21 protein-coding genes are annotated in these 21,817 nt (G+C 70.7%); 7 read left to right on the top strand and 14 right to left on the bottom strand.

Annotation, left to right across the window (positions count from 1 at the left end; translation table 11 throughout):
• Positions 1–4 precede the first annotated feature (4 nt).
• From CCN51_RS34195 to CCN51_RS34180, 4 genes are all read right to left on the bottom strand, one after another.
• Entirely contained in the window at positions 5–4,657 is a 4,653-nt protein-coding gene (locus CCN51_RS34195; protein ID WP_014181390.1) for a putative T7SS-secreted protein, read from the bottom strand.
• An 87-nt stretch (positions 4,658–4,744) separates the two neighbouring features.
• Positions 4,745–5,386: a hypothetical protein gene (locus tag CCN51_RS34190; RefSeq protein ID WP_014181389.1), complete on the bottom strand. Its 642-nt coding sequence runs from the start codon at positions 5,384–5,386 to the stop codon at positions 4,745–4,747.
• On the bottom strand, positions 5,383–5,817 hold the full coding sequence (locus tag CCN51_RS34185; RefSeq protein ID WP_014181388.1) for an SseB family protein: 435 nt from the start codon (positions 5,815–5,817) through the stop codon (positions 5,383–5,385). The genes CCN51_RS34190 and CCN51_RS34185 overlap by 4 nt, the downstream gene beginning before the upstream one ends.
• Before the next feature lie 173 nt (positions 5,818–5,990).
• Positions 5,991–6,626, bottom strand: a complete 636-nt coding sequence (locus tag CCN51_RS34180; RefSeq protein ID WP_014181387.1) for a YigZ family protein — start codon at positions 6,624–6,626, stop codon at positions 5,991–5,993.
• A 117-nt stretch (positions 6,627–6,743) separates the two neighbouring features.
• Between CCN51_RS34180 and CCN51_RS34175 the strand changes: the two genes are divergently transcribed.
• Positions 6,744–7,151 carry a CoA-binding protein gene (locus CCN51_RS34175; protein WP_043488055.1) on the top strand — a complete coding sequence of 136 codons (408 nt, stop codon included), beginning with the start codon at positions 6,744–6,746 and terminating at the stop codon, positions 7,149–7,151.
• 10 nt (positions 7,152–7,161) lie between these two features.
• Here CCN51_RS34175 and CCN51_RS34170 read toward each other — a convergent pair whose 3' ends face one another.
• Positions 7,162–7,716, bottom strand: coding sequence for a YbaK/EbsC family protein (locus CCN51_RS34170; RefSeq protein WP_043488053.1), 555 nt, complete (start codon positions 7,714–7,716; stop codon positions 7,162–7,164).
• Between the two features lie 44 nt (positions 7,717–7,760).
• Positions 7,761–8,333 carry a helix-turn-helix domain-containing protein gene (locus CCN51_RS34165; protein WP_014181384.1) on the bottom strand — a complete coding sequence of 191 codons (573 nt, stop codon included), beginning with the start codon at positions 8,331–8,333 and terminating at the stop codon, positions 7,761–7,763.
• Positions 8,334–8,431: 98 nt separating this feature from the next.
• Here CCN51_RS34165 and CCN51_RS34160 point away from each other — a divergent pair, with 98 nt between their 5' ends.
• Both CCN51_RS34160 and CCN51_RS34155 read left to right on the top strand, forming a co-directional pair.
• Positions 8,432–9,304, top strand: a complete 873-nt coding sequence (locus CCN51_RS34160) for an EamA family transporter (RefSeq protein WP_014181383.1) — start codon at positions 8,432–8,434, stop codon at positions 9,302–9,304.
• Positions 9,305–9,428: 124 nt separating this feature from the next.
• Positions 9,429–9,983 (top strand): gamma carbonic anhydrase family protein, encoded by a 555-nt coding sequence (locus CCN51_RS34155; protein WP_086860478.1) that lies wholly within the window; start codon positions 9,429–9,431, stop codon positions 9,981–9,983.
• Between the two features lie 80 nt (positions 9,984–10,063).
• Here CCN51_RS34155 and CCN51_RS34150 read toward each other — a convergent pair whose 3' ends face one another.
• Together CCN51_RS34150 and CCN51_RS34145 are read right to left on the bottom strand one after the other, a co-directional pair.
• Positions 10,064–10,759 (bottom strand): DedA family protein, encoded by a 696-nt coding sequence (locus CCN51_RS34150; protein ID WP_014181381.1) that lies wholly within the window; start codon positions 10,757–10,759, stop codon positions 10,064–10,066.
• A gap of 197 nt (positions 10,760–10,956) precedes the next feature.
• On the bottom strand, positions 10,957–11,409 hold the full coding sequence (locus CCN51_RS34145) for a DUF4442 domain-containing protein (protein ID WP_014181380.1): 453 nt from the start codon (positions 11,407–11,409) through the stop codon (positions 10,957–10,959).
• A 302-nt stretch (positions 11,410–11,711) separates the two neighbouring features.
• Here CCN51_RS34145 and CCN51_RS34140 point away from each other — a divergent pair, with 302 nt between their 5' ends.
• Both CCN51_RS34140 and CCN51_RS34135 read left to right on the top strand, forming a co-directional pair.
• The gene (locus tag CCN51_RS34140) at positions 11,712–12,587 is read left to right on the top strand and encodes a DUF8017 domain-containing protein (protein WP_014181378.1); all 876 of its coding nucleotides are present in this window, start codon (positions 11,712–11,714) and stop codon (positions 12,585–12,587) included.
• Positions 12,588–12,728: 141 nt separating this feature from the next.
• Positions 12,729–14,057, top strand: coding sequence for an MFS transporter (locus tag CCN51_RS34135; protein ID WP_014181377.1), 1,329 nt, complete (start codon positions 12,729–12,731; stop codon positions 14,055–14,057).
• Here the strand turns inward: CCN51_RS34135 and CCN51_RS34130 are convergent.
• Positions 14,044–14,895: a spermidine synthase gene (locus tag CCN51_RS34130; protein WP_078610995.1), complete on the bottom strand. Its 852-nt coding sequence runs from the start codon at positions 14,893–14,895 to the stop codon at positions 14,044–14,046. The two genes, CCN51_RS34135 and CCN51_RS34130, sit on opposite strands and share 14 nt — an antisense overlap.
• A 94-nt stretch (positions 14,896–14,989) precedes the next feature.
• Positions 14,990–16,171 carry an elongation factor Tu gene (gene tuf, locus CCN51_RS34125; RefSeq protein WP_014181375.1) on the bottom strand — a complete coding sequence of 394 codons (1,182 nt, stop codon included), beginning with the start codon at positions 16,169–16,171 and terminating at the stop codon, positions 14,990–14,992.
• Between the two features lie 305 nt (positions 16,172–16,476).
• On the opposite strand from tuf, the gene CCN51_RS34120 reads away from it, so the two are divergent.
• Together CCN51_RS34120 and CCN51_RS34115 are read left to right on the top strand one after the other, a co-directional pair.
• Positions 16,477–17,268, top strand: coding sequence for a TVP38/TMEM64 family protein (locus tag CCN51_RS34120; protein WP_014181373.1), 792 nt, complete (start codon positions 16,477–16,479; stop codon positions 17,266–17,268).
• A 137-nt stretch (positions 17,269–17,405) separates the two neighbouring features.
• The gene (locus tag CCN51_RS34115) at positions 17,406–18,278 is read left to right on the top strand and encodes an undecaprenyl-diphosphate phosphatase (RefSeq protein WP_014181372.1); all 873 of its coding nucleotides are present in this window, start codon (positions 17,406–17,408) and stop codon (positions 18,276–18,278) included.
• Between the two features lie 416 nt (positions 18,279–18,694).
• Here CCN51_RS34115 and CCN51_RS34110 read toward each other — a convergent pair whose 3' ends face one another.
• The 4 genes from CCN51_RS34110 to CCN51_RS34095 all read right to left on the bottom strand — a co-directional run.
• Entirely contained in the window at positions 18,695–19,369 is a 675-nt protein-coding gene (locus CCN51_RS34110; protein WP_014181371.1) for an HAD family hydrolase, read from the bottom strand.
• Positions 19,359–20,000 (bottom strand): flavin reductase family protein, encoded by a 642-nt coding sequence (locus tag CCN51_RS34105; RefSeq protein WP_014181370.1) that lies wholly within the window; start codon positions 19,998–20,000, stop codon positions 19,359–19,361. Before CCN51_RS34105 ends, CCN51_RS34110 begins: the two co-directional genes overlap by 11 nt.
• A gap of 81 nt (positions 20,001–20,081) precedes the next feature.
• Positions 20,082–20,699: a DUF4352 domain-containing protein gene (locus CCN51_RS34100; RefSeq protein ID WP_014181369.1), complete on the bottom strand. Its 618-nt coding sequence runs from the start codon at positions 20,697–20,699 to the stop codon at positions 20,082–20,084.
• A 151-nt stretch (positions 20,700–20,850) separates the two neighbouring features.
• Positions 20,851–21,817 (bottom strand): ABC transporter substrate-binding protein (locus CCN51_RS34095; RefSeq protein ID WP_107426130.1); only part of this gene is annotated, 967 nt, incomplete at its 5' end.

Here is a 21,817-nt window from a genome sequence, read left to right as displayed (position 1 = left end):
CGGCCTACTTCCAGCCGCTGTCCGGGAAGTGCGGCGCCGTGAACGGATGGATCGTCTTGTAGTGGTCGGTCGTCCACCCCATCACCTTTCGACCATCAGGGAGGGTTTTGACCAGAATTCGCGCATCATCCGGGTTCTTGGCTCCCGGCACCCGGTATTCCTCCGAGTTCGCCCATGGCCGCTCATGGGGAGCGTGGTCCCCGGCGAACACCTTCGGATCGCCCGTGTGCGGATCGGTCTGCCGGACTCCGCGGCCCTCCCGGATGTCGTCGTAGGCTTCGACGAACTTCTTCGGCAGCCCCTGCGGAAGGGGATCCGACAACCGCCCCGGCGACTTGTTGTAATCGGGCGCGAGACCGAGCGGGTCGCTCCAGGTGTGCGGGTTGTGGACGTAGGCGGCCGGGTTGGGCGCGGGGGTCAGCCCCAGGGGGTCGGGGCTGGCGTAGCGGGCGGTCTCCGGGTCGTAGTAGCGGTGGACGTTGTAGTGCAGCCCGCTTTCGGGGTCGTAGTACTGGCCGGGGAAGCGCAGCGGGGTGTACGCGCCGCTGCCGCGGGGCCAGGTGGTGGTGCCCCACAGGGTGGTGCGGGTGCGCCAGGCGATCGCGCCGCTCTCGTCGACGAGTTCGGTGGGGGTGCCGACCAGGTCGGTGACGATGGCGAAGAAGCGCCGGTCGACCTCCCGCGCTCCGGTGGCGTCGGTGATGCGCTCGGACTGGGCGACGGGGTGGAGGCCGTCGTGGTCCCAGGTCATGACGATCTGGTCGGGGCCGCCCGGCGCGGTGGTCGTCTGCTCGACGAGGGTGGTGTCGTCCCAGGTGAAGTCGGTCCGCTCCAGGACGGTTTCGCCGTCCGCGGCCAGCCGCTGCTTGGCGATGCGGCGGCCGAGCGGGTCGTACAGGTAGCGCCACACCGTGCCGTCGGGGGTGGTGAGGGAGGTCAGCCGGTTCTCGGCGTCCCACGCGTAGCGCCAGGTGTCGGGCTTCTTCGACAGCCGGTTCTTCTGCCGCCGCGTGATCCGCCCGGCCGCGTCGTGTTCGTAGCGGACCCGGCCGGCGCGGGTGATGCGGGTGCCGGTGTACGCGCGCTCACCGGTGGCCTCCGCGCCGGGGTGCTTGTCCGGCCAGGACGCCTGGGTCTGGTTGCCCGCCTCGTCATAGGCGTAGGTCTCGCTCCAGCGCTGGGCGTGGACCGCGGTGACCCGGCCGACGGCATCCAGCTCGAAGGTGCGGCGGCCGCGGAGCGCGTCGTCGACCGCGGCGAGATGGCCGTCGGCCCGGTAGGTGTACGCGCGGCGCTGGACGGTCCCGGTGGCCGGTCCGGTCAGGGCCTGTTCGGTGAGCCGGCCCTTCAGGTCCCAGTGCTGGGTCAGGGCCAGTTCGTCCCCGATGAGCCGGGTGGTCTCGCGGCCGACGGCGTCGTGCTCGAAACCGAGGGTGTGGCCGGAGGCGGTCAGGGTGGTGCGGCGGCCCGCGGCGTCGTAGGCGTAGCCGGTGGTGGCTCCGCCGGGCGTGGTGCGGCGGATGCGGCGGCCCAGCGGATCGTAACGGTGGGTCAGGACGCGCCCGTCCACCATCTCGCATTTCACCTGGCCCAGCCGGTCCCGCCGGAGGACGATCTCCGCGTCCGGTCCGGCGGCCGAGATCAGGCGTCCGACCGTGTCATAGCCGTAGCTGGTGGTCCGTCCGGCGGCGTCCTTGGTGACGATGCGGCCGAGCACATCGCGCTCGAAGGCGATGGTCTCGCCCAGCGGTGTGGTGCGCGCGGCCAACTGGCCCGCGGCGTCGTGCTCGTAGCGGATCGTACGGTCGTCGAAGTCGGTCTCGGAGATCAGTCGGCCCGCCGGGTCGTACTCGTAGGACCAGGTCAGCCCCTGGGGGCCGGTGACCTTGGCCAGCCGCAGCTCGGCGTCGTGCTCGAACTCGTAGCGCGCCCCGCCCGGGCCGGTGCGCGCGGTGACCAGGTCGAAGTGCGTGTACTCGTACGAGGTCACCCCGCCGCCGCCGTTGACGTGGTGGGTGCAGTTGCCCTCGCCGTCGTATGTCCAGGTCTCCTGGCTGCCGTCGGGGTCGATCCGGCGCAGCAGCTTGCCCTCGACCGACCACTCCGTCCGGGTCGTCGCGCCGAGCGGGTCGACGACGGCGACCGGGCGGCCGAACGCGTCATGGCGGCAGATCGTGACCGCGCCCAGCGGGTCGGTGATCTCCACGGGCAGGCCGGCCGGGTCGCAGCGCACCCGGGTGGTCTCGCCCAGGGCGTTGCTGACCGAGGTCAGCCGGCCGAGGTCGTCGTAGGTGTAGCGGGTGGTGGCTCCGGTCGGGTCGGTGACGGCGAGGCGGTTGCCGCGCTCGTCGTAGGCGTAGGTCTGCGTGGTCCCGTCCACACCTGTGATCGAGACGGGGAGGCCCAGGTCGCTGTGGCGGATGGTCGCGTGCTTGCCGTCGGGGCGGGTGATGGTCTCCAGCCGGCCGTGCTCGTCGTACGCGTACGCGGTGCGGTGGCCGAGGGCGTCGGTGTGGGCCAGCAGCCGGCCGTGGCGGTCGTATTCGGTGCGGGAGTACGCGCCCAGCTGGTCGATCTCGCCGACGACCCGGTATGCCTCGTCGATGAGGTACTTGAGGGTGTGGCCGGCGGCGCTGGTGACGGTGGTGATCCGGTGGCCGGTGCGCTGGTCGACACCGTGGTAGTCGACGCGGATGGAGACATGGCCTTCAGTGCCGCCCTCGGCGATGCAGCGGTGAAGGTTGTCGTAGACGTAGTCGTAGCGGCGGTCGTTGGTGTCGGTCCAGGAGATCACCCGGCGCTCGTCGTCGTACTCGAACCGCAGCGGCAGACCGGAGGAGTTGATGACCTCGGTCAGGTTGCCGTCGGTGTAGCCGTAGCGGAGCACGGTCAGATCGGAGCCGTCGGGGGCGGCGCCCGCCAGGCGCAGCGCGGTGATCCGGCCGTCCTGCGTCGTGAATTTCAGGTGGTAGCCCGCCGAGTGCGCTATCTCGGTCGGCGTGCCGTCGAAGCCGTAGCGGAAGCTGATCCGGTTGCCGTTGCGGTCGTGGATCTCCTCGATGGGCGCGATGCCGTCGGCACCGCTCGCGGGCGCCGTGAAGCGGTAGGTACGGCCGGTGTCCCGGTCGGTGACGGTGTAGTCCCCGTCGACGGTGCGCTCCAGCGGCCAGCGCGCGACGCCCGCCTTGGGCAGGGTGGGCAGGTCGGGTGCGGGGTGCGGATAGTCGAGCAGCCGTCCGTCCTCGCAGACGAACACCACGCCCTCGGGCCCGATCTCCAGATGCTGGTCGGCCGTACTCGACCACGACGGCCCGAACCACCGCCCCGCCCGGTACCCCGACTCGACCCGTCGGTGGAACTCCAGCGGCAGCACACCGGGCAGGGTGATGTCCGTCTGCGGCAGGAACATCCGTCCCGTCGCGAAGTCGATCGGGTCCGACCCCTTGGTCTCCCGCACGCCGTCGGGGGTGCTGCGCCCGTGGGGTCCGCCCTCGTCCAGGAGGCCACGGCCCGGCGGCTTCAACTCGGCCGCGCGCCTGCCGAGGCCGGCGACCTTCTTGATGCCGCCGAGTCCCTTGGTGCCGATCAGCTCGGGCACCAGCCGGCCGAGGCCTTCGGAGGGGTCCTTCTTGAAGGTGTCCCACATGTCGCTCAACGTCCCCAACGGGTCGTTGGACACCCGCACCAGACCGGCGACAGTGCTGTTGAGATTGGTGACGTACTCCGCCGGATGCGTGAGGTTGTACGGGTCCAGCGGGTTGATCTGGCGTGCGAAGTTGGCGATGCCCGCGGTGCCCTTGACGATGCCGCCGACGAAATGTGAAGCGTCCAGGTTGAGCCCGTTCACGCCGTCCAGCAGCTGCCGGCCGTACGAGGGCTTGTCCGGCGCCTTGTCGCGCGCCGTCTCCACCGCGGTCTTCGCCGCCGTATGGGCCTCGTTCCGCTGCCGCCGCGCCTCGCTCAGGATGTCCCGGGCGGCGTCGCGGTCCGCGGTGCCGGGGTCGTGGAACTCCCCCGGCTTCTGCGGCAACGACGACGGATCGCGCTGATCGGCGGGCTTGGCGTTGTACGCCTCGGCCGCCTTGTTGTACGCCGACACCTTGTCGTTGTGCGCCGACCGCGCGTCATCCGATGACTTCTTGCCCTTCTTGTAACGCGCGATCGCGTCCTCGGCCTGCTTCTGCGCCCACGCCACCGTGCCCGCGAAGCTCTCCAGCGACGCGGCCGCCTTCTCACACGCGTCCGCGGCCGTGAACCACTTCTTCGGCTCGACCGACACGCTCTCCCGGAAGGAGTCCGCCGACTTGCCCTTGAGGTGGGCGGCGTCCAGCCCCTGCAACCCCTTGCCCACATTGTCGAAGGCGGTCTGGAAGTCCTTCAGATGGCCCGCCGTGGAGCGGAGCTTGTCCGGGCTGCCGTGCACCAGCTTCTTCGGGTCCTCGGTCTCCCCGAGCTGCATCTCGTCGACGTCCGCGCCCAGCGCGTTCGCCGCCGAGTCGGACTTGTCCCGGACCCAGTCCGCACCGCTCTCCCAGCCGATGTCATCCAGCCGGTCCGCGGTCCAGTCCCCCACGTCGTCGATGGCCTCGCCGACATCTTCGACCCGGTCCTCGACCCAGTCCTCGACGAAGTCCGGAACGAAATCCCCAAGACCCATGGACGCCTATCCCCCGATCAGCGTTGACGTGCCGGCCATCCGCGATGGCCTTCGAACTGTCCTGCCGGCCCTCCTACGGGCCCTCGCCTACTCGCCCTCTTGCTGCCCCTGCTGCCTTGCGCGCTCCTCGGGCGAGGGGCCGAAGGTCTCATCGAGCTGCTGGTTGAAGGTCTTGTCGTCGATACCGAGCGCCTGGTTCATCAGGTCGGTCTGCATACCGCCCCGGCCCTCGGTGAGCAGCGAGCGCCCGGTGTCCTTCCAGGTCTGCGCCATCTCGTCGCCGGCCCGGTCCCAGGACGCCGTGCTGTAGTCCGGCATGTCCGGGGTGAAGATGTCGCCCCAGCTCTGCTTGGCGACCTCCTCCTCCGACAGATGCGGATTCCCGGTCGACGACAGGGCGTTCACCGTGACCTTGAGCGTGTTGCCCCAGTACTGGTCTTCTTCCCACATCAGGCCCGCGGCCAGGCCCAGCCGGTTGGCGATCTCGTTGGCGTCCTGGACCAGCGCCCGGACCCCCCACTCCCAGCGGTCGCAGAACCCCTCGAACGCGTCGGCCAGCCCCTTGCCCCCGGCCTCCATCTTGGACATCGTCATATCCGAGAACCCGGAGCCCTGGAGCGCGCCGGTGTTGTCCCCGACGTCCTTGAGTTCACCGATCGCCGCCCGCAGACCCTTGGTGATCAGGTCCACGGACTCCTTGCCGACATTGAGATCCCCGTCGTTGCTCACTGCCCGGCCCCCTGTGCCCGCTCGTCGCCGTCGCCGATGTAGTCCCCGTTTTCGTCCACGTCCACCGCGACCTCGTCCGGGACGATCCCGTGCACCGGCGGGAACATCATCGACCCGTCCTCGTCCGCCACATCCACCGCGACACCCGCGGGGCGGCCCATCTCCGGCACCATCACATCCAGCAGCCGCGCCCCGAGCACGGCGGCGTACTCCCACTCCTGGGCGGGGTCGGAACCGCGTGCGGTGGCGAACCGGGCCAGCGCGGACTCGTCGGTGAAGGCGTAGATCCAGCGGATGCCGCCGTATTCGGCCGTCATGAAACCGCCGTCGGCCACCGGCACCAGCACCGCCGTGCGCCGGAACTCGCCGACCATCGCGGCCGGATCGCCCGCCCCCGCGCGCACCGCGGCTATGTGCTCAGCCAGTTCCATCGGCGGCCCCCGTTCCTGTCCCGATTCCCGTGCCGATGCCTGTGTCAATCAACGCATCTCACCGGCATCCCTCGTCACGGTACCGTCGCACCGCTCCATGATCACCACTCGTGTCGTCCACTGTTGCAAACCCTGTACAAACGGCATCCCACCGTGTCAACGGGCCAAACAGGTCAGCCGCCCGGGGCGTCCTGGTACGCCTCGCCGCCCAGCTCGAGGGCGGCGGTACCCGCGGTGGCATCCGCCAGCCAGGCGCGGAAGGCATCGACGTCCGCGTCGGGGAGGCCCAGCTCGATCGTCACGGCCTCGGCGTACCGCACACCGCGCACCGCGCGCCCGGTCGCCCGGAGGTCGTTCTCGAGCCGCCCGGCCCGCTCATGGCCGACGGTGACGGTCGCCAGCCGGAACCGCTGCCGGGTGACGGTGCCCAGCGCGTCCAGCGCCTCGCCGACCACCCCGCCGTACGCGCGGATCAGCCCGCCCGCGCCGAGCTTCACACCGCCGTAGTAGCGGGTCACGACGGCCACCACGTACCGCATCTCGCGGCGCAGCAGCATCTGGAGCATCGGCACCCCGGCCGTGCCGCCCGGCTCCCCGTCGTCGCTCGCCTTCTGGACGCCGCCGTCGGCGCCGATGACATACGCGTAGCAGTTGTGGGTGGCGGTGGGGTGCTGTTCGCGGACGCGCCGGATGAAGTCCTGGGCTTCGTGCTCGGTCGCGGCGGGTGCGAGGGAGCACAGGAAGCGCGATTTGTTGATCTCGATCTCGTGCACGCCCTCGCGCGCGACCGTCCGGTACCGCTCCTGCATCGGGCCACCCTATGCCTTTGCCGTTATGCCTTTGCCGTTCGGGGACCGCCGGGGGAATGGCCCAGGACCTGTCCTGGTTGCCGATCGCAGATGACCATCCGGCCACAGGAGGCAGGCGTGTACGGCGATCCGGCGGAGCTCCGCAAGATCCTCACCGAGCTCGGTGACACCTGGGCGGTGGTGGGGCTCTCCTCGAACCAGACGCGCGCGGCGTACCGGGTGGCGGATGTACTCCAGCGGTACGGCAAGCGGATCGTCCCCGTACACCCGAAGGCCGAGACGGTGCACGGCGAGCAGGGGTACGCGTCGCTGTCCGACATCCCCTTCCCGGTGGACGTCGTGGACGTGTTCGTCAACAGCGACCTCGCCGGCGCGGTCGCCGACGAGGCCGTGGCCATCGGGGCCAAGGCGGTGTGGTACCAGCTCGGCGTGGTCGACGAGGCGGCGTACGAACGCACCCGCACCGCGGGGCTCGCCATGGTGATGGACCGCTGCCCGGCCATCGAACTGCCCCGGCTGGGCTGACTCCGGCAGGTCAGATGCCAAGGCCCTCCAGCAGCTCCGCCCCCGGCAGCGCGGCGAGCGCCTTGCCCGGCAGGATGAGCTTGCCGCGGCGGCGGCCGCTGCCGATGAGCACGTACGGGGTGTCGGCGACGGCCGCGTCGACCAGGACCGGCCAGCCGGCGGGCAGGCCGAGGGGGGTGACGCCGCCGAACTCCATGCCGGTCTCCCCGAGCGCGGTGTCCATCGGGGCGAACGAGGCCTTGCGGGCGCCGAGCCTGCGGCGCACCGCGCCGTTGACGTCCACGCGGGTGTGGGAGAGGACCACACAGGCGGCGAGGGTGACCTCGCCACCGCGCTTGCCCGCGACCACCACGCAGTTCGCGGACTGCTCAACCAGCCAGGACCCGTAGTGCTCCACGAGCACGGCCGTGTCGGCCTTGTCCGGGTCGGTGTCCACGTACAGCACCTGCTCCACCGGTACGGGGCCGCGCCAGGCGCGCAGCGCGTCGGCCACCGGGGCGGTCAGCAGGTCGAGGCATTCGACGGCGGGACGGTGGTCGTCGAAGGCGTCCATCGGCGTACTCATGCGGTCGAAGCTAGCAGGCCGTCCAGAGGCCGTGAGCCGCCGTCTCAGCGTGCCGGGGGCACCGAGACGGTCATGGTCATCTCCACCGTCTGCGTCCCGTCGTTGCGGTAGCCGTGGGGGGCGCTCGCCTCGAAGGCCGCCGAGGTGCCGGCCGGTACCCGGTAGCTCTCGTCCCCGACGGTCAGCGTCAGCTCGCCCGCCCTGACGTGCAGCAGCTCGAAGGTGCCGGACGGATGCGGATCTGAGTCACTGCCGTCGCCCGGCATCAGCCGCCACTCCCACATCTCCAGCGGTCCGCGCGCCTCCGTGCCGACGAGGAGCGCGGTGTAGCTGCCGGCGTCGGTGGACCACATCCGCACCGCCTGGGCGGCGGGGACGAGCTGGACCTTGGGGCCGCTCTCGTAGTCGAGCAGGGTGGTGATGCTCACACCGAGCGCGTCGGCGAGCTTGACGGTGGTGCCGACGCTCGGATTGGTACGGGCCTGTTCGATCTGGATGATCATGCCTCGGCTGACCCCGGAGCGGGCCGCGAGGGCGTCCAGGGTGAAGCCGCGCTCATTGCGCCAGCGCTTGAGGTTGCGGGCGAGCGACTGAGTGAGCTGATCGAGGTCCGTCACGGTCCGTCCGTCCAATATTCTAAATGGCGTAGTCGAACAAACTGAACTACGGTGTGGTGTACTCCCACGTTCACCACACTGTACGGCGAGGTCTCACCATGTCCGCACTCTTCGCTCTGGCCACCAGCGTCCTGCTGGGCCTGGCCGACTTCGGCGGAGGGCTCCTCACCCGGCGCACCCCCGCACTCACCGTGGTCGTCGTCTCCCAGGGCATCGCGGTCGTCGTCCTGGGCGCCATCGTCACGGCCGGCGGCGGCTGGACCGAGGTCGGGCCGCAGCTGTGGTACGCCGTCGCGGCGGGCGTGGTGGGGCCGGTCGGGATGCTGTGCTTCTACCGGGCGCTGGCGCTCGGCCCGATGGGGGTCGTCTCGCCGATCGGCGCGCTCGGCAGCGTGGCCGTCCCCCTCGGCGTCGGGCTGGCCCTCGGCGAGCGGCCCGGCCTGCTGCAGTTCGCCGGGATCGCGGTCGCGGTGGCCGGGGTCGTGCTGGCGAGCGGGCCGCAGACCGACGGCACGTCCGTACCGCGCCGGACGCTGGTGCTCACGCTGGTCGCGGCGGTCGGCTTCGGGTCCGTCATGACACTGATCGCCGCGGCGTCCACCACGCTGACCGGGCTGTTCCTGGCGCTGTTCGTCCAGCGGGTGTGCAACGTGGTGGTCGGCGGCGGCGCGCTGTATGTGTCCGTACGGCGCGGCAGCCCGGCGCTCGACCCGGCCGCCGGGGGCGTGCGCGCACTGTGGGCCGCGCTGCCCACCCTGGCCTTCGTCGGCCTGGCCGATGTCGCGGGGAACGGCACGTACAGCGTGGCCGCCCAGACCGGCCCGGTGACCGTCGCCGCCGTACTCGCCGCCCTCTACCCGGTCGTGACCGCGTTCGCGGCGCGCGCGGTCCTCAGCGAGCGGCTGCGCGCGGTGCAGGCGACCGGCGCCGGACTGGCGCTGGCCGGATCGCTGCTGCTCGCGACGGGGTGAGCGAGCGCCCAGCTGAGGGTGTCTCGGGGCGCTGCGCGGCGGTGGGGCTCCTGGGGCTACGGTGCCACCGGCCGCCGTTCACTGCGGCGGCGGGCAACACCAGGCCGAGACCAGGGAGTGGGCAGTGACGGAGCGGGCGTTGATCGCGGGCGTGGGCGGCAAGGAGCCGAAGGTCGACCCGGAGGCGTTCGCCGCCCCGACGTCTGTCGTGATCGGCGATGTGACGCTGGGCGCCGGTGCGAGCGTCTGGTACCACGCGGTGCTGCGCGGCGACGCCGAGGCGATCAGCGTGGGCGCCGGGAGCAATATCCAGGACAACTGCACGATGCACGCCGACCCCGGCTTCCCGGCCACCGTCGGCGAGCGGGTCTCGGTGGGCCACAACGCGGTGCTGCACGGCTGTGTCATCGAGGACGATGTGCTCGTCGGCATGGGCGCCACCGTGCTCAACGGCGCCCGCGTCGGCGCCGGCTCCCTGGTCGCCGCGCAGGCGCTGGTGCCGCAGGGGATGCAGGTGCCGCCGGGCTCGCTGGTCGCGGGGGTGCCGGCGAAGGTCAGGCGGGAGCTGACCGAGGAGGAGCGGGAGGGCATCCGGGCGAACGCGGAGGGTTATATGGAGCTGGCCCGCCACCACCACGCCGCCACGCTGGAGCGTGAGCGGCGGGAGCGGCAGGCCTGAGCGGACGCGGGGCCCGAGCGGACGCGGATCAGTCCGCGTCGGGTCCGGACGCCGATCAGTCCGCGTCCGGACCCGGTGGGTCAGTCGGCGGCCGGGACCCGGTTGGGCTCGGCCGTCTCGGGCCCGGCGCCGGACGCCGCTTCGGCCCCGGACCCGGCCTCCGGCGCGGCCGCATGGGACTTCTTCGCGCGCCGCTTCATCATCAGCATCGAGCCGAGGCCGAACAGCAGGGCCGCCACGAGGCCGAGCCAGGAGAAGCGCTTGAGCCAGTCCTCGGCGACCTTGCCGACCGAGTAGATGACCGCGGTGGTGCCACCGGCCCAGACGATGCCCCCCAGCACGTTGGCGATGAGGAACTTCCAGTACGGCATGCGCAGACATCCGGCGAGCGGGCCGGCGAAGATGCGCAGCAGCGCGATGAAGCGGCCCACGAAGACCGCCCACATGCCCCACTTCTGGAAGTACCGCTCGGCGGTGGCCACGTGCTCGGCGCTGAAGTGCTTGGGGAACTTCCGGCCCAGCCACGTCAGCAGCGGCTGACCGCCCTTATGGCCGATGAGATAGCCGATCGAGTCGCCGATGACCGCCCCCGCGATGGCGGATGCGCCCAGAATGTACGGATTGATGTGGTCTTGAGAGGCCGCCAACAGGCTGGCGCTGACAAGAATGATCTCCCCGGGAAGCGGGATGCCCAAGCTCTCCAGGCCGATGACCACGCCTACCAGCAGATAGACGCTGACCGCCGGTACGGTCTCGAGCCAGTGATCAATGTGCAACGCCGGTTCCTCCCCATTGCCCGTACTCTTCCCGCAGTGCACCGATTCGGCGCACGGCGGGAAGCCTACTCAATCAGCGCGCGGCCGCCACATCGCATTGCCGCACCGATGATCACGGGGCGCGGTGCTCGTCACCGCGCTCTCTCCGTGGGAGACGGTCCGCGGCACCAGTAAGGTTCCCGGCGCGGTGACGACCGTCACGACTGGGGGCGCAGGATCCAGATCACCGTCATCTCTCCGGTGACCGCCCCGTCCTCCCGGGTGATCGCGACATGGATGGGGAACTCGGGGCGCCGGCCCTCATCGAGCTCGGCGATCACCTCGGCCACCGGGCGGCCCAGCCGGGCGGTAGCGGTGACCACCCCCTTGGCGACCTTCTTGAAGTCGATCTCCGCATGCACGGGCAGCGGTACGGCGCGCGAGAGCTGGTCGCCGAACGCGGCGAGCACGATCGCGCCGCTCGCCGACTCGGCGAGGGTGAACATGGCGCCCGCATGCGGCCCGCCGACGTGGTTGCCGAACTCGGGCTGGTCGGGCAGGCGAAGCACCGCGTGCTCGGCCGAGGTCTCGACGTACTCCAGGTTCAGGGTGCGCACCATGGGCACCGTGGCGGTGAGCAGTTCACCGATGGACGGCAGGGTCTCTGACATGACCCGAAGTTACCACTCAGTAGTGTTTACGGGGAAGGGGCGGCCATAGCCGCCATCTGCGGCCCCCTTTATGGTTACTGGCCATGTGGCCAGGACAGCAGCCGCCCGGGGGCGAGCAGAACCCGCAAAATCCGAACCCCTATCAGCAGCCGGGGTATCAACAGCCCAACCCGTATCAGCAGCCGGGTTACCACCAGCCGAATCCGTATCAGCAGCCCCAGCCACCTCAGCCGGGGCAGCCTCAGGGCCAGCCCCAGCCGCAGGCTCAACCGCAGCCGCCGCAGGGGCAGCAGCCGCAGCAGATGTACGACATGCCCACCCAGGCATGGGGCACCCCCGCCGTACAGCCCGGCCCGCCCGAACCGCCGCGGAAGAAGAACCGTACGGCCGTCATCGCCATCGTCACGGCGGTGGCGGTGGTCGCGGCCGCCGCGGTGACCGCCGTGCTGGTGATCAACAAGGACGACGACAAGAAAGACACTGCGAAGGGCGACAAGAAGCCCTCCGCAGCCGCGTCCTCGTCCAAGGACACGCCCTCGCAGGACGACGGCGGCAGCGACGAGGACAACCCGCGCGCGAACCAGACCGTCGAGCCGGTCATCCCCGGCTGGAAGACGGTCACCAACCCCAAGCGCCACGACGCCTTCGACGTCCCCGCCGGCTGGTACGTGAAGTCCCCCGACGCCATGAGCACGTTCTCCAAGGACGGCAAACCGATCATCTCGATGACCGGCCCTGCCTATTACAAGGAGGACAACTGCACGGTCAAGGACAAGAAGACCGGCGCCACCTTGTCGAGCCCCCTGGCCGGAGCGGGCACCAAGGGCGCCCAGGGCGCCAAGTCCCAGGCCGATGCCGCCAAGACGGAGGCGAACAACTGGCTCTACGCCGTGTTCGACCAGGACGACACCGGCGACTACAAATACACCCAGCTCCCCACGAAGTTCACCAACAAATACGGCATCAAGGGCTATTCCGCCTCGGCCACCGTCACCGGCGTGAAGAAGACCGACAAGTGCTCGTCCGACGGCAAGACGTTCACCGTCACCTACACGGACATCAACGGCGACTGGGCGACCTGGGTCCTCTACGCGGCCAAGGGCGTCAAGGACGAGGTTTCCGACGAGACCATCAAGAAGGTCATGAGCACGCTGCGGCCGCTGAAGTCCGGTACCTGAGCCGACTCTCCTCCTGAACCGAGTCTCCCCCTGACCGAGTCTCCTCCTGAACCGAGTCCCTTCCTGAGCCACTTCCCTTCCTGAGCCGATCAGGCCGAAATCCGGTTGGCGCCGGGGCCCGCCCCCGGGGATAGTCCGCTGGTGACCATCCCCTCGGCCTCGCGCCACCGCCCCCGCCGCCCCGACTGGGCCGGCCGCAACTACACCCTGCTGACCGCCGCCGCCGTGGTGACGGGCCTCGGCAACGCCGGAGCCCTGATCGCGGCGGCGTTCGCGGTTCTGGACGCCGGCGGGGACAGCGGCGACGTCGGCCTCGTCGCCGCGGCCCGCACCATCCCGCTCGTGGTCTTTCTGCTGATCGGCGGCGCGGTCGCGGACCGGCTGCCGAGGCACCGCGTGATGGTCGCGGCCAACACCCTCAACTGCCTGTCCCAGGCCGCCTTCGCCGTACTCGTGCTGTCCGGCGAGGCACGGCTGTGGCAGATGGCCGTGCTCGCCGCGCTCGGCGGCACCGGGCAGGCGTTCTTCTCCCCCGCCGCCGAGGGCATGCTGCTCTCCAGCGTGGAGGGCGAACAGGCCGGCCGCGCCTTCGCGGTCTTCCGGATGGGCATGAACGGCTCGCAGATCGGCGGCGCGGCGCTCGGCGGCGCGCTGATCGCGGCCTTCGGCCCCGGCTGGGTGCTGGCCGTCGACGCCGCCGCCTTCGCCCTCGCCGGAGCCCTGCGCGCCTTCCTGGACGTCGGTCCGGTGGCCAGGCGCGAGAGCGGCGGGATGCTGCGGGATCTGCGCGAGGGCTGGCAGGAGGTGGCCGGCCGGGCCTGGCTGTGGAGCATCGTGGTGCAGTTCTCGGTGGTGAACGCCATGGTGGCGGCGGTCGAGGCGGTGTACGGGCCGCTGGTCGCCGAGGAACACCTGGGCGGCGCGCGGCCCTGGGGTCTCGCGCTGGCCGCGTACGGCGCCGGCACCGTCCTGGGCGGCTTGCTGATGACGCGCTGGAAGCCGCGGCGGCTGCTGTTGGTCGGCACGGTGTGCGTGTTCCCGTTCGCCCTCCCGTCGGCCGCGCTCGCCGTCCCGCTGCCCGTCCCCGCCCTGTGCGCGGTGATGTTCGTCGGCGGCCTCTCCATCGAGGTGTTCGGCGTGTCCTGGATGACCGCGCTGCACCAGGAGATCCCCGAGGACAAGCTGTCGCGGGTCTCCGCGTACGACTGGTTCGGCTCGGTGTCCATGGTGCCGCTCGCGACGGCGCTCACGGGACCGGCCGAGAGTGCCTTCGGCCGCACCGCCGCGCTGTGGGGGTGCTCGGCGCTGATCCTGCTGCTGACCCTGGCCGTGCTGACGGTGCCGGAGGTACGCCGGCTGCGGCGGCGCACCGACGCGCCCGCGGCCGCCCACGCCGAGCCTGCCGAGCCCGCCGCGGAGAGCGGCGTCCGCGGCCAGGCGGACGGACCGGAGCCGGTCAGCCAATACTGAACGCGCCGCCCGGCGGCTCCGGCGAGGGCACCGCGTCCACATCCCGTACGGGCGCGGCCCCTTGGACGAAGCGCTCCAGCGCCTCCCCGTGCTCGACCCGCGCCGGGAAGGCGTCGGCGGCGGTGCGGCGCGCCAGTTCGTCAACCGGCAGTTCGTCGTCCGAGGCCACGAGCACCGCGTTGCCGAACCGCCGGCCGCGCAGCACGGCGGGCTCGGCGATCAGGCACAGATGGGCGAAGGCCGTCCGGAGCGTGGCCACTTGGGAGCGGAGGAAGGTGAAGGGCGCGCTGTCGGCGAGGTTGGCCGTATAGCGGCCGCCCGGGCGCAGCGCCCGGGCGGCGGCGCGGGCGTACTCGACGGAGGTGAGATGCGCGGGGACGCGCGCGCCGCCGAAGACATCGGCCACGATCACATCGGCGGACGCCTCGGGTGCGGCCTCCAGCGCGGTACGGGCGTCCGCCCGGCGCACCGCGATCCCCGATCCGGCGGGCAGCGGCAGCCGCTCGGCGACCAGCTCGAGCAGCTTGCCGTCCGCCTCGACCACCTCCTGGTGCGAACCGGGGCGGGCGGTCGCCACGAAGCGCGGCAGGGTCAGCGCCCCGCCGCCCAGGTGCAGCACGTCCAGCGGGGTGCCGGGGGCGCCGGTGAGCTCCAGGACGTGCGCGAGCCGGCGCGCGTACTCGAACTCCAGGTGGGTGGGGTCGTCCAGGTCGACGTACGACTGGGGGGAGCCGTCCACGGTGAGCAGCCAGGCGCGCGGGCGGTCCACGTCGGGCATCAGCTTGGCGGTGCCGTGGTCCACGTCACGGATCACGGGTATCGGCTCGTCCACGCTCATATTGTGCCGTGTGAAGCGCGTGGTCACGGCCGCCCCGGTACGGCCGGTCCCCGGGGCGTACCGGGGCGGCCTCAAGTACCGGGGCGGCCGTGGCTCACGGCTGGTCCGCCACCGCGATGACCGTGCCCGCGCCCACCGTCCGCCCGCCCTCGCGGATCGCGAAGCCCAGGCCGGACTCCAGCGGCAGCGCGCGCCCGAGCTCGACGTCCATGGTGACGGTGTCACCTGGCCGGGCCACGCCCGTCACGCCGAGGTCGACATCGCCGACCACATCGGCCGTGCGGATGTAGAACTGCGGGCGGTAGCCGGTGGAGATCGGCGTGCGCCGGCCTCCCTCCGCCGTCGACAGGACGTACACCCGCGCGCTGAAGCGTTGCCGGGGCACCACGCTGCCGGGCGCGGCGACCACATGGCCGCGGCGCACCGTGTCCCGCGCGACGCCCCGCAACAGCAGCGCCACATTGTCCCCGGCCTCGGCGAACTCCATCGGTTTGCCGAACGTCTCGACGCCCGTGACCACCGTCGTGGTGTCGGCGCCCAGCACCTCGACGTGGTCGCCGACGCGGACCGTGCCGCGCTCGACGGCGCCGGTGACGACCGTGCCGCGCCCGGTGATGGTCAGCACGTTCTCCACCGGGAGCAGGAACGGCGCGTCGGTGTAGCGCACCGGCATCGGCACATAGGTGTCGACCGCGTCGAGCAGCGCCTCGATGGAGCCGGTCCAGCGCGGGTCGCCGGCCAGCGCGCGCAGCCCGGAGACCCGTACGACGGGCGTGGCCTCGCCGGGATAGCCGTGCGCGGACAGCAGCTCGCGCACCTCGAGCTCGACGAGGTCGGTGAGCTCCGGGTCGCCCGCGTCGGCCTTGTTGAGGGCGACCACGATGTGGTCCACCCCGACCTGGCGGGCGAGCAGTACATGCTCGGCGGTCTGGGGCATGACGCCGTCGAGCGCCGAGACGACGAGGATCGCCCCGTCGAGCTGGGCCGCGCCGGTCACCATGTTCTTGATGAAGTCGGCATGGCCCGGCATGTCGACATGCGCGTAGTGGCGGGTGTCGGTCTCGTACTCGACATGCGCGATGTTGATGGTGATGCCGCGCGCCGCCTCCTCCGGCGCCCGGTCGATGCGCTCGAAGGGGACGTACGTGCCGCCGGCGCCGCGCTCGCTGAGCACCTTGGTGATGGCGGCGGTCAACGTGGTCTTGCCGTGGTCGACATGGCCGATGGTGCCGATGTTCAGATGCGGCTTGGTGCGCACGTAGGCCTGCTTGGACATGCTCCCGTTCCTCCTCGGAACAGCGATGGGTGAAAAGGAGGACCCCAGGGCCGAACCGACCCTCCCCTGGTGGGGTCCGGTCGGAGCTGTCCGGGGAGGGTCAGAGTCGGGCGCCGTCGAGGCAGGCGGATGCGCAGGCCACGGCAGGCGCTGCGAGAAAAACGACGGCAGCCTTCGGCGCGTCCGCGACCGCGGACACAAGCTCGAAGAAGGGCTGCCGGAACATGCATTGATCGTCGCCTATCGCGGGAGGCCCGTCGACTGGTTTTTCACGGCCTGGATCCCACGACCCGACCTGGCGCTTCATGCCCGTCGGTTACGCTCCTTCGGTGCTCGATGCCGCCGCCCCGCCCGCGCCCGCCGCACCCGCCGCACCGGCCGCGCGCCGCGCCCGTGCGCTGTTCTCGCCGCGGTTGCGCCTGTGCCTGCTGGTGGCGCTGTTGGCGGGTGCGGCGGGCGCGGTCTGGGCGTGGCAGCCGCACCGGCTGCTGGCCGAGGGGTGGCCGCCGCAGCTGTCCGGTGCCACGGCCGCGGTGGTCTTCGCGGTCGTCTACGGGGGCTGCGCCGCGGCCCTGGTGCCCCGGCCGCTGCTGAATCTGGCGGCGGGCGCGCTGTTGGGGGCGTCCACGGGGCTGGCCGCGGCGGTGGCCGGCACGGTGCTCGGCGCCGGTGTCTCGTTCGGCCTGGGCCGGCTGCTGGGGCAGGACGCGCTGCGGCCGCTGCTGCGCGGCCGCTGGCTGATGGCGGCCGATCGGCAGCTGAGCCGGCACGGGTTCCGTTCGATGCTGGCGATCCGGCTGTTCCCGGGCGTGCCTTTCGCCGCCGCGAACTACTGCGCCGCCGTGTCACGGATGGGCTGGCTGCCCTTCCTGCTGGCGACCGGCCTCGGCAGTGTGCCGAACACCGCCGCGTACGTGGTGGCGGGCAGCCGCGCCACCACCCCGACCTCGCCGGTGTTCCTGGCCGCGCTGGCGTGTATCGCGCTGCCCGCCCTCGCGGGTTTCGTGGTGGCCTGGCGCAGGCGGGCCCGGCTCGGCGACACTGCTCCGGAAACCGATCAGTGCGGTCCGCCGGTGGCCGGAAGACCAGGGTCTTAGTAGGGCTCTTACCGAGGGACGGTACGCTGCCCGACGACCGGCGTTGATCCACAGCGGCCGGTCTCCCCGCCGGCCACCCCGCCTGACCCGCCACTGCGCCGGTCAGTGCATGATCAGCCTTGGATAGCGTAGACGCGATGTCGTGGTTCGAATCTTTCATTCTCGGGCTGGTCCAGGGGCTGACCGAGTTCCTGCCGATCTCCTCCAGCGCCCATCTGCGGCTCACCGCCGCCTTCGCGGGGTGGGAAGACCCCGGCCCCGCCTTCACGGCCATCACCCAGATCGGCACCGAGCTCGCTGTGCTGATCTACTTCCGCAAGGACATCGCCAACATCGTCTCGGCGTGGTTCCGCTCGCTCTTCAACAAGGAGTGGCGCGGCAACCATGACGCCCAGATGGGATGGTTGGTGATCGTCGGCTCCATACCTATCGGTGTGCTCGGGGTGACCCTCAAGGACCAGATCGAGGGCCCGTTCCGTGATCTGCGGCTCACCGCCACCATGCTGGTGGTGATGGGCATCATCCTGGGCTTCGCCGACTGGCGGGCGGCCCGCGACGAGAGCGGCGGCAAGCACCGCACCCCCGTACAGCGCAAGACACTGCGCGAACTCGGGGTCAAGGACGGCCTGATCTTCGGTGTCTGCCAGGCGATGGCGCTGGTGCCGGGCGTGTCCCGGTCCGGTGCGACGATCAGCGGCGGTCTGCTGATGGGCTATACGCGCGAGTCGGCGGCCCGCTACTCGTTCCTGCTCGCGGTGCCCGCGGTGCTGGCCTCGGGGGCGTACGAGCTGAAGGACGCCTCGGACGGGCATACGGCGTGGGGCCCGACGATCTTCGCGACGGTTATCGCCTTTATCGTGGGATACGCGGTTATCGCCTGGTTCATGAAGTTCATCACCACCAAGAGCTTCATGCCGTTTGTGTACTACCGGGTGCTGCTGGGCCTGGCGGTGTTCGGGCTCGTCGCGTTCGGCGTGCTGAGCGCGCACGCGGCCGACTCCGCGGGCTGACGGAGACAGAAACGGACGCGGAAAGCGCCTCCCGAGATCGGAGTGGCAGCGGTTCTGCGGGGTTCGATCCCCACACGCGCGAACGCGTTTCCACCATAAAGAAGTAACCGCAAGCCTGCGCACCGGGAGGCGCGGCACCCACTCTAGCCGCCCGCGTCGCCGGGGCCGATCGAATTACCGATCCGCCCCCGGACGACGCGGGCGGCTTTGTGCAGCGGCTTCACGGCAGGAAGAGGGGGTGGGCCGCCGGCCGAGGAGGGAGGGAGTCCGGCGGCCCCTTCGCCCAGGTCTGGCACACCTGAGCGGGCTGTATGAAGACTCAACCACCACACCGCGTTCCGCGGGAGGGTGTGCGGTAGATATATGCATGCACTCTCATCACACGGGGTGTGAATTCGTCACACTCCGTGCGAGCCCTACCCAAGGCTGTGGGCCGCCCCGATCACCCCGGCCAGCTCGGTCAGCGAGTCCACGCACCAGTCCGCCAACGCCGCGTCGGTCGAGCGCGCCCATAGATGCCCCCACGGCCCACGCCGGATATGCGCGGCCCGCAGCCCGGCGGCCTTGGCGGGACGGATGTCCAGCGCGGGGTAGTCGCCCACGTACACGGTCTCGTGGGGAGCGGCTTGTGCCAGCCCCACCGCCTGGCCGAAAAAGCGCGGATCGGGCTTGGCGACGCCCCACTGCGCGGAGGTGGCGACCCCGTCCACCGGCAGCTCCAGCGCGCGCAGCAGCTCCCCCATGCGCTCCGTCTGATTCCCGGCCACAACGACCCGGACCCCGAGCGCCCGCAGCGCGCCCAGGGCCGGCCGTACGTCCGGATACAGGTCCGCCTCCTCCAGGCGCTCCCCGCGCCCGGCCGCCTCGCGCGCCCGCCGCTCGGCCCGGATGTCCGCCCCCGGCCGAACGAGCCGGATCGCCTCCACGTCCTCCTGCCCCCGCGCGACCACCGCCCCGACCAGCGCGGACAGCGTATGCGGGGGAACGCCCAGCCAGTCGGCCCATGCGGCCCAGTACCGGTCCTCACGCACCAGAGTCGAGCCGACGTCGAAGACGATCGCCGCCGGTGCGGGCCCCGCCCTACGAACCACCCTGCCCGCCGAATCCGTCGCTGCCCGCGCCGCCGTCCCAGTCCGCGTACCGGATCCGGGGCCGCTCCAGCACCTCGCCGAGCGTCGCCCACTCGTCCTTGCCCAGCCGGGCCAGCGGACGCAGCCTGGTCACCTCGGGGTGGCCGTCGTCCATGACGTGCTCATCGACCGCCGCGTGCACCACCCGGCCGAACACCACGGTGGAGTCCCCGAGCCGCACCGTGCTGTGCAGCTCACACTCCAGCGCGACCGACGAAGCCGCCACCCGCGGCGGCTTCACCCGCAGACTCGGCTCCCGCGCGATGCCCACCGCCTCGAACTCCCCCACCTCGGGCGGAAAGTCCGTCGCCGTCTCGTTGATCTGCTCAAACAGCTGCTCGGGCGCGAAGTTCACCACGAACTCCCCGGTCTCCTCCACATTGCGCAGCGAGTCCTTGCGCCCCACGGAGGTGAACTGCACGATCGGCGGGGCCACACAGGCGACCGTGAAGAAGGAGTGCGGCGCCAGATTGCAGGTCCCGGCGGCCGAGACGGTGGACACCCAGGCGATCGGCCGGGGGACGACCACGGAGGTCAGCAGCTTGTAGAAGGGAGTGCGGCCTACGGCCTCGGGATCGAATTCGATACGCATACCGCCCAGTATCCGCACATACGGCGGCCCATCCCAAGGGCGGCTCGCGGTCTCACCCGTCCCGTGGGGACAGAGGCGCCCCTAGAGAGTCCACCTGCCGGTTCGTTCCGGGTTGGTCCCCATGGCGTCCATCTGGTACGTCACGGCCGAGATCTTCGCGTCCTTCGGCACCTCGTAGAGCACCCAGCCGGTGATCTGTTTGCCCGGCACAAGATTCAGCATGTTTGTCATGGAGTCGCCGACGGTGGGGGACCCGGCTTTGCCTTGGTAGGTCTTTCCGGCCGTGTCGACGACCTGCGACTCGGCGAACCCGCTGTCGCTGTAGGTGGTCTCGCCGGTGTTCACGATCGTGAACTGGACGGTGACCAAGCGGTTTCCGTCGGCGGCCTCGAAGTAGCCGACCGAGGCCTTCGCGTTGTCCACGAACTTCTTCAGCGTGATGTCGGCCCGGTGCGGGCTCGATTCACCCAGGCCCACGATTCCTTCGAGCGAGAGGGTGTCGCCGAGCTTGCCGGACGTCGAGCTCGCGCTGCTGGGCGCGGCCTCCGGTGACGTCTCGCCGCCGGGTTCGACGGCGCCGCTGGAGCGGGTGTCCTTCGTCGACCCGGCCTTGTCGCCGTCCCCGTCCGAACCCCCACATGCGGTGAGTGTGGCGGTGAGTGCGACGACCGCTGCGGCGGCAGCGATGGAACGGTGCATGGAATCCCCCGTACATTCCGTGAAATCAGATCGGTGGCGACGTCACCAGATCCTTGTACACAACGGTGTGCCTGGGATGTGCGTTCTGTAACTGATCGGTGCCAAATCGGGGTGGGGCGCGAGAGCCATGCGGCCCCGCGCCCCGGATCGGTCACTTGTTGGTCTTGGGCAGGCCCGGCGGGTTGATCTCCGACTTCTCGATGGCCTCGGCCGACAGGCCCCAGCGCTTCAGCACCTTCGCGTAACTGCCGTTGTCGATGATCTCGTTGAGCGCCGAGTTCACCGCCTTGACCAGTCCGTTGTCCTTCTTGGTGGTGGCCGCGATCAGGCCCTGGAGGGTGGCGCCGGCGCCGGAGTAGGTGCCGACGATCTCGGTCTGCCCGGCGGACGCCACATGGTAGGCGGCGGTCGGGTTGGGGCCGAGGAAGAGGTCGATCCGGCCGGAGGCGAGCGCGAGGTAGGTGTCGCTCTGGTTCTGGTAGTACTTGATCTTCACCGGCTCACGGCCCGCCTTCACGTTCTCCGCGCTCCACTCGACCAGCAGCTTCTCCTGGTTGGTACCGGTGTCCACCGCTACGGTTTTGCCCGCCACGTCCTTGGGTCCGGTGACCTTCAGACCGCTGTTCTTCTTCGTCTCGAAGGCCAGGTCGTCCTTGCGGTAGCTGGCGAAGTCGTACTTCTCCTTGCGCTCCTCGGTGTCCGTGATGTTGCTGAAACCCACGTCGTACTTGCCGCTGTCCAGGCCGACGAAGATGTTCTCCCACGACACGGTGTTGAGATGCGGCTTGAGACCCAGCACATCGGCCACCAGATAGGCGAGATCGGGCTCCACGCCGATGACCGTTTTGTTGTCGGTGGCGTAAAAGGTCAGCGGCGCGGCGGAGTCGGAGGAGTCGACGATCTCCAGGGTGCCTCTTTTACGTATCTCCGCGGGCACCTGTGCGGCGATGGAGTCGACCTTGGGGGTGGTGATGCGTTTCTGGTCCGCACTCAGGTTGATCTTCGTACGGGTGCCGTCCTTGGCCTTGACCTCGGTCGTGCCGCCGTCCGAGGGGTTGCCGCAGGCGGCGAGGACAAGGGCCGCGGCGAACGAGAGGGCGGCGGTGGCGAAGCGGCGG

Source organism: Streptomyces milbemycinicus (assembly GCF_002154605.1).
In the GTDB taxonomy this organism is placed as follows: Bacteria; Actinomycetota; Actinomycetes; order Streptomycetales; family Streptomycetaceae; genus Streptomyces; species Streptomyces milbemycinicus.
The sequence above is the reverse complement of the archived record's forward strand: the minus strand, read 5'-3'. Positions and strand labels throughout refer to the sequence as shown.

Excerpts from the sequence above, each read along its gene's own strand:
- CCN51_RS34170 (WP_043488053.1), bottom strand. The coding sequence starts at position 7,716 with ATGAGTACGCCGATGGACGCCTTCGACGACCACCGTCCCGCCGTCGAA.
- CCN51_RS34105 (WP_014181370.1), bottom strand. The coding sequence starts at position 20,000 with ATGCGTATCGAATTCGATCCCGAGGCCGTAGGCCGCACTCCCTTCTAC.
- tuf (WP_014181375.1), bottom strand. The coding sequence starts at position 16,171 with ATGTCCAAGCAGGCCTACGTGCGCACCAAGCCGCATCTGAACATCGGC.
- CCN51_RS34115 (WP_014181372.1), top strand. The coding sequence starts at position 17,406 with ATGTCGTGGTTCGAATCTTTCATTCTCGGGCTGGTCCAGGGGCTGACC.
- CCN51_RS34140 (WP_014181378.1), top strand. The coding sequence starts at position 11,712 with ATGTACGACATGCCCACCCAGGCATGGGGCACCCCCGCCGTACAGCCC.
- CCN51_RS34120 (WP_014181373.1), top strand. The coding sequence starts at position 16,477 with ATGCCCGTCGGTTACGCTCCTTCGGTGCTCGATGCCGCCGCCCCGCCC.
- CCN51_RS34145 (WP_014181380.1), bottom strand. The coding sequence starts at position 11,409 with ATGTCAGAGACCCTGCCGTCCATCGGTGAACTGCTCACCGCCACGGTG.
- CCN51_RS34185 (WP_014181388.1), bottom strand. The coding sequence starts at position 5,817 with ATGGAACTGGCTGAGCACATAGCCGCGGTGCGCGCGGGGGCGGGCGAT.
- CCN51_RS34195 (WP_014181390.1), bottom strand. The coding sequence starts at position 4,657 with ATGGGTCTTGGGGATTTCGTTCCGGACTTCGTCGAGGACTGGGTCGAG.
- CCN51_RS34160 (WP_014181383.1), top strand. The coding sequence starts at position 8,432 with ATGTCCGCACTCTTCGCTCTGGCCACCAGCGTCCTGCTGGGCCTGGCC.
- CCN51_RS34100 (WP_014181369.1), bottom strand. The coding sequence starts at position 20,699 with ATGCACCGTTCCATCGCTGCCGCCGCAGCGGTCGTCGCACTCACCGCC.
- CCN51_RS34130 (WP_078610995.1), bottom strand. The coding sequence starts at position 14,895 with ATGAGCGTGGACGAGCCGATACCCGTGATCCGTGACGTGGACCACGGC.
- CCN51_RS34180 (WP_014181387.1), bottom strand. The coding sequence starts at position 6,626 with ATGCAGGAGCGGTACCGGACGGTCGCGCGCGAGGGCGTGCACGAGATC.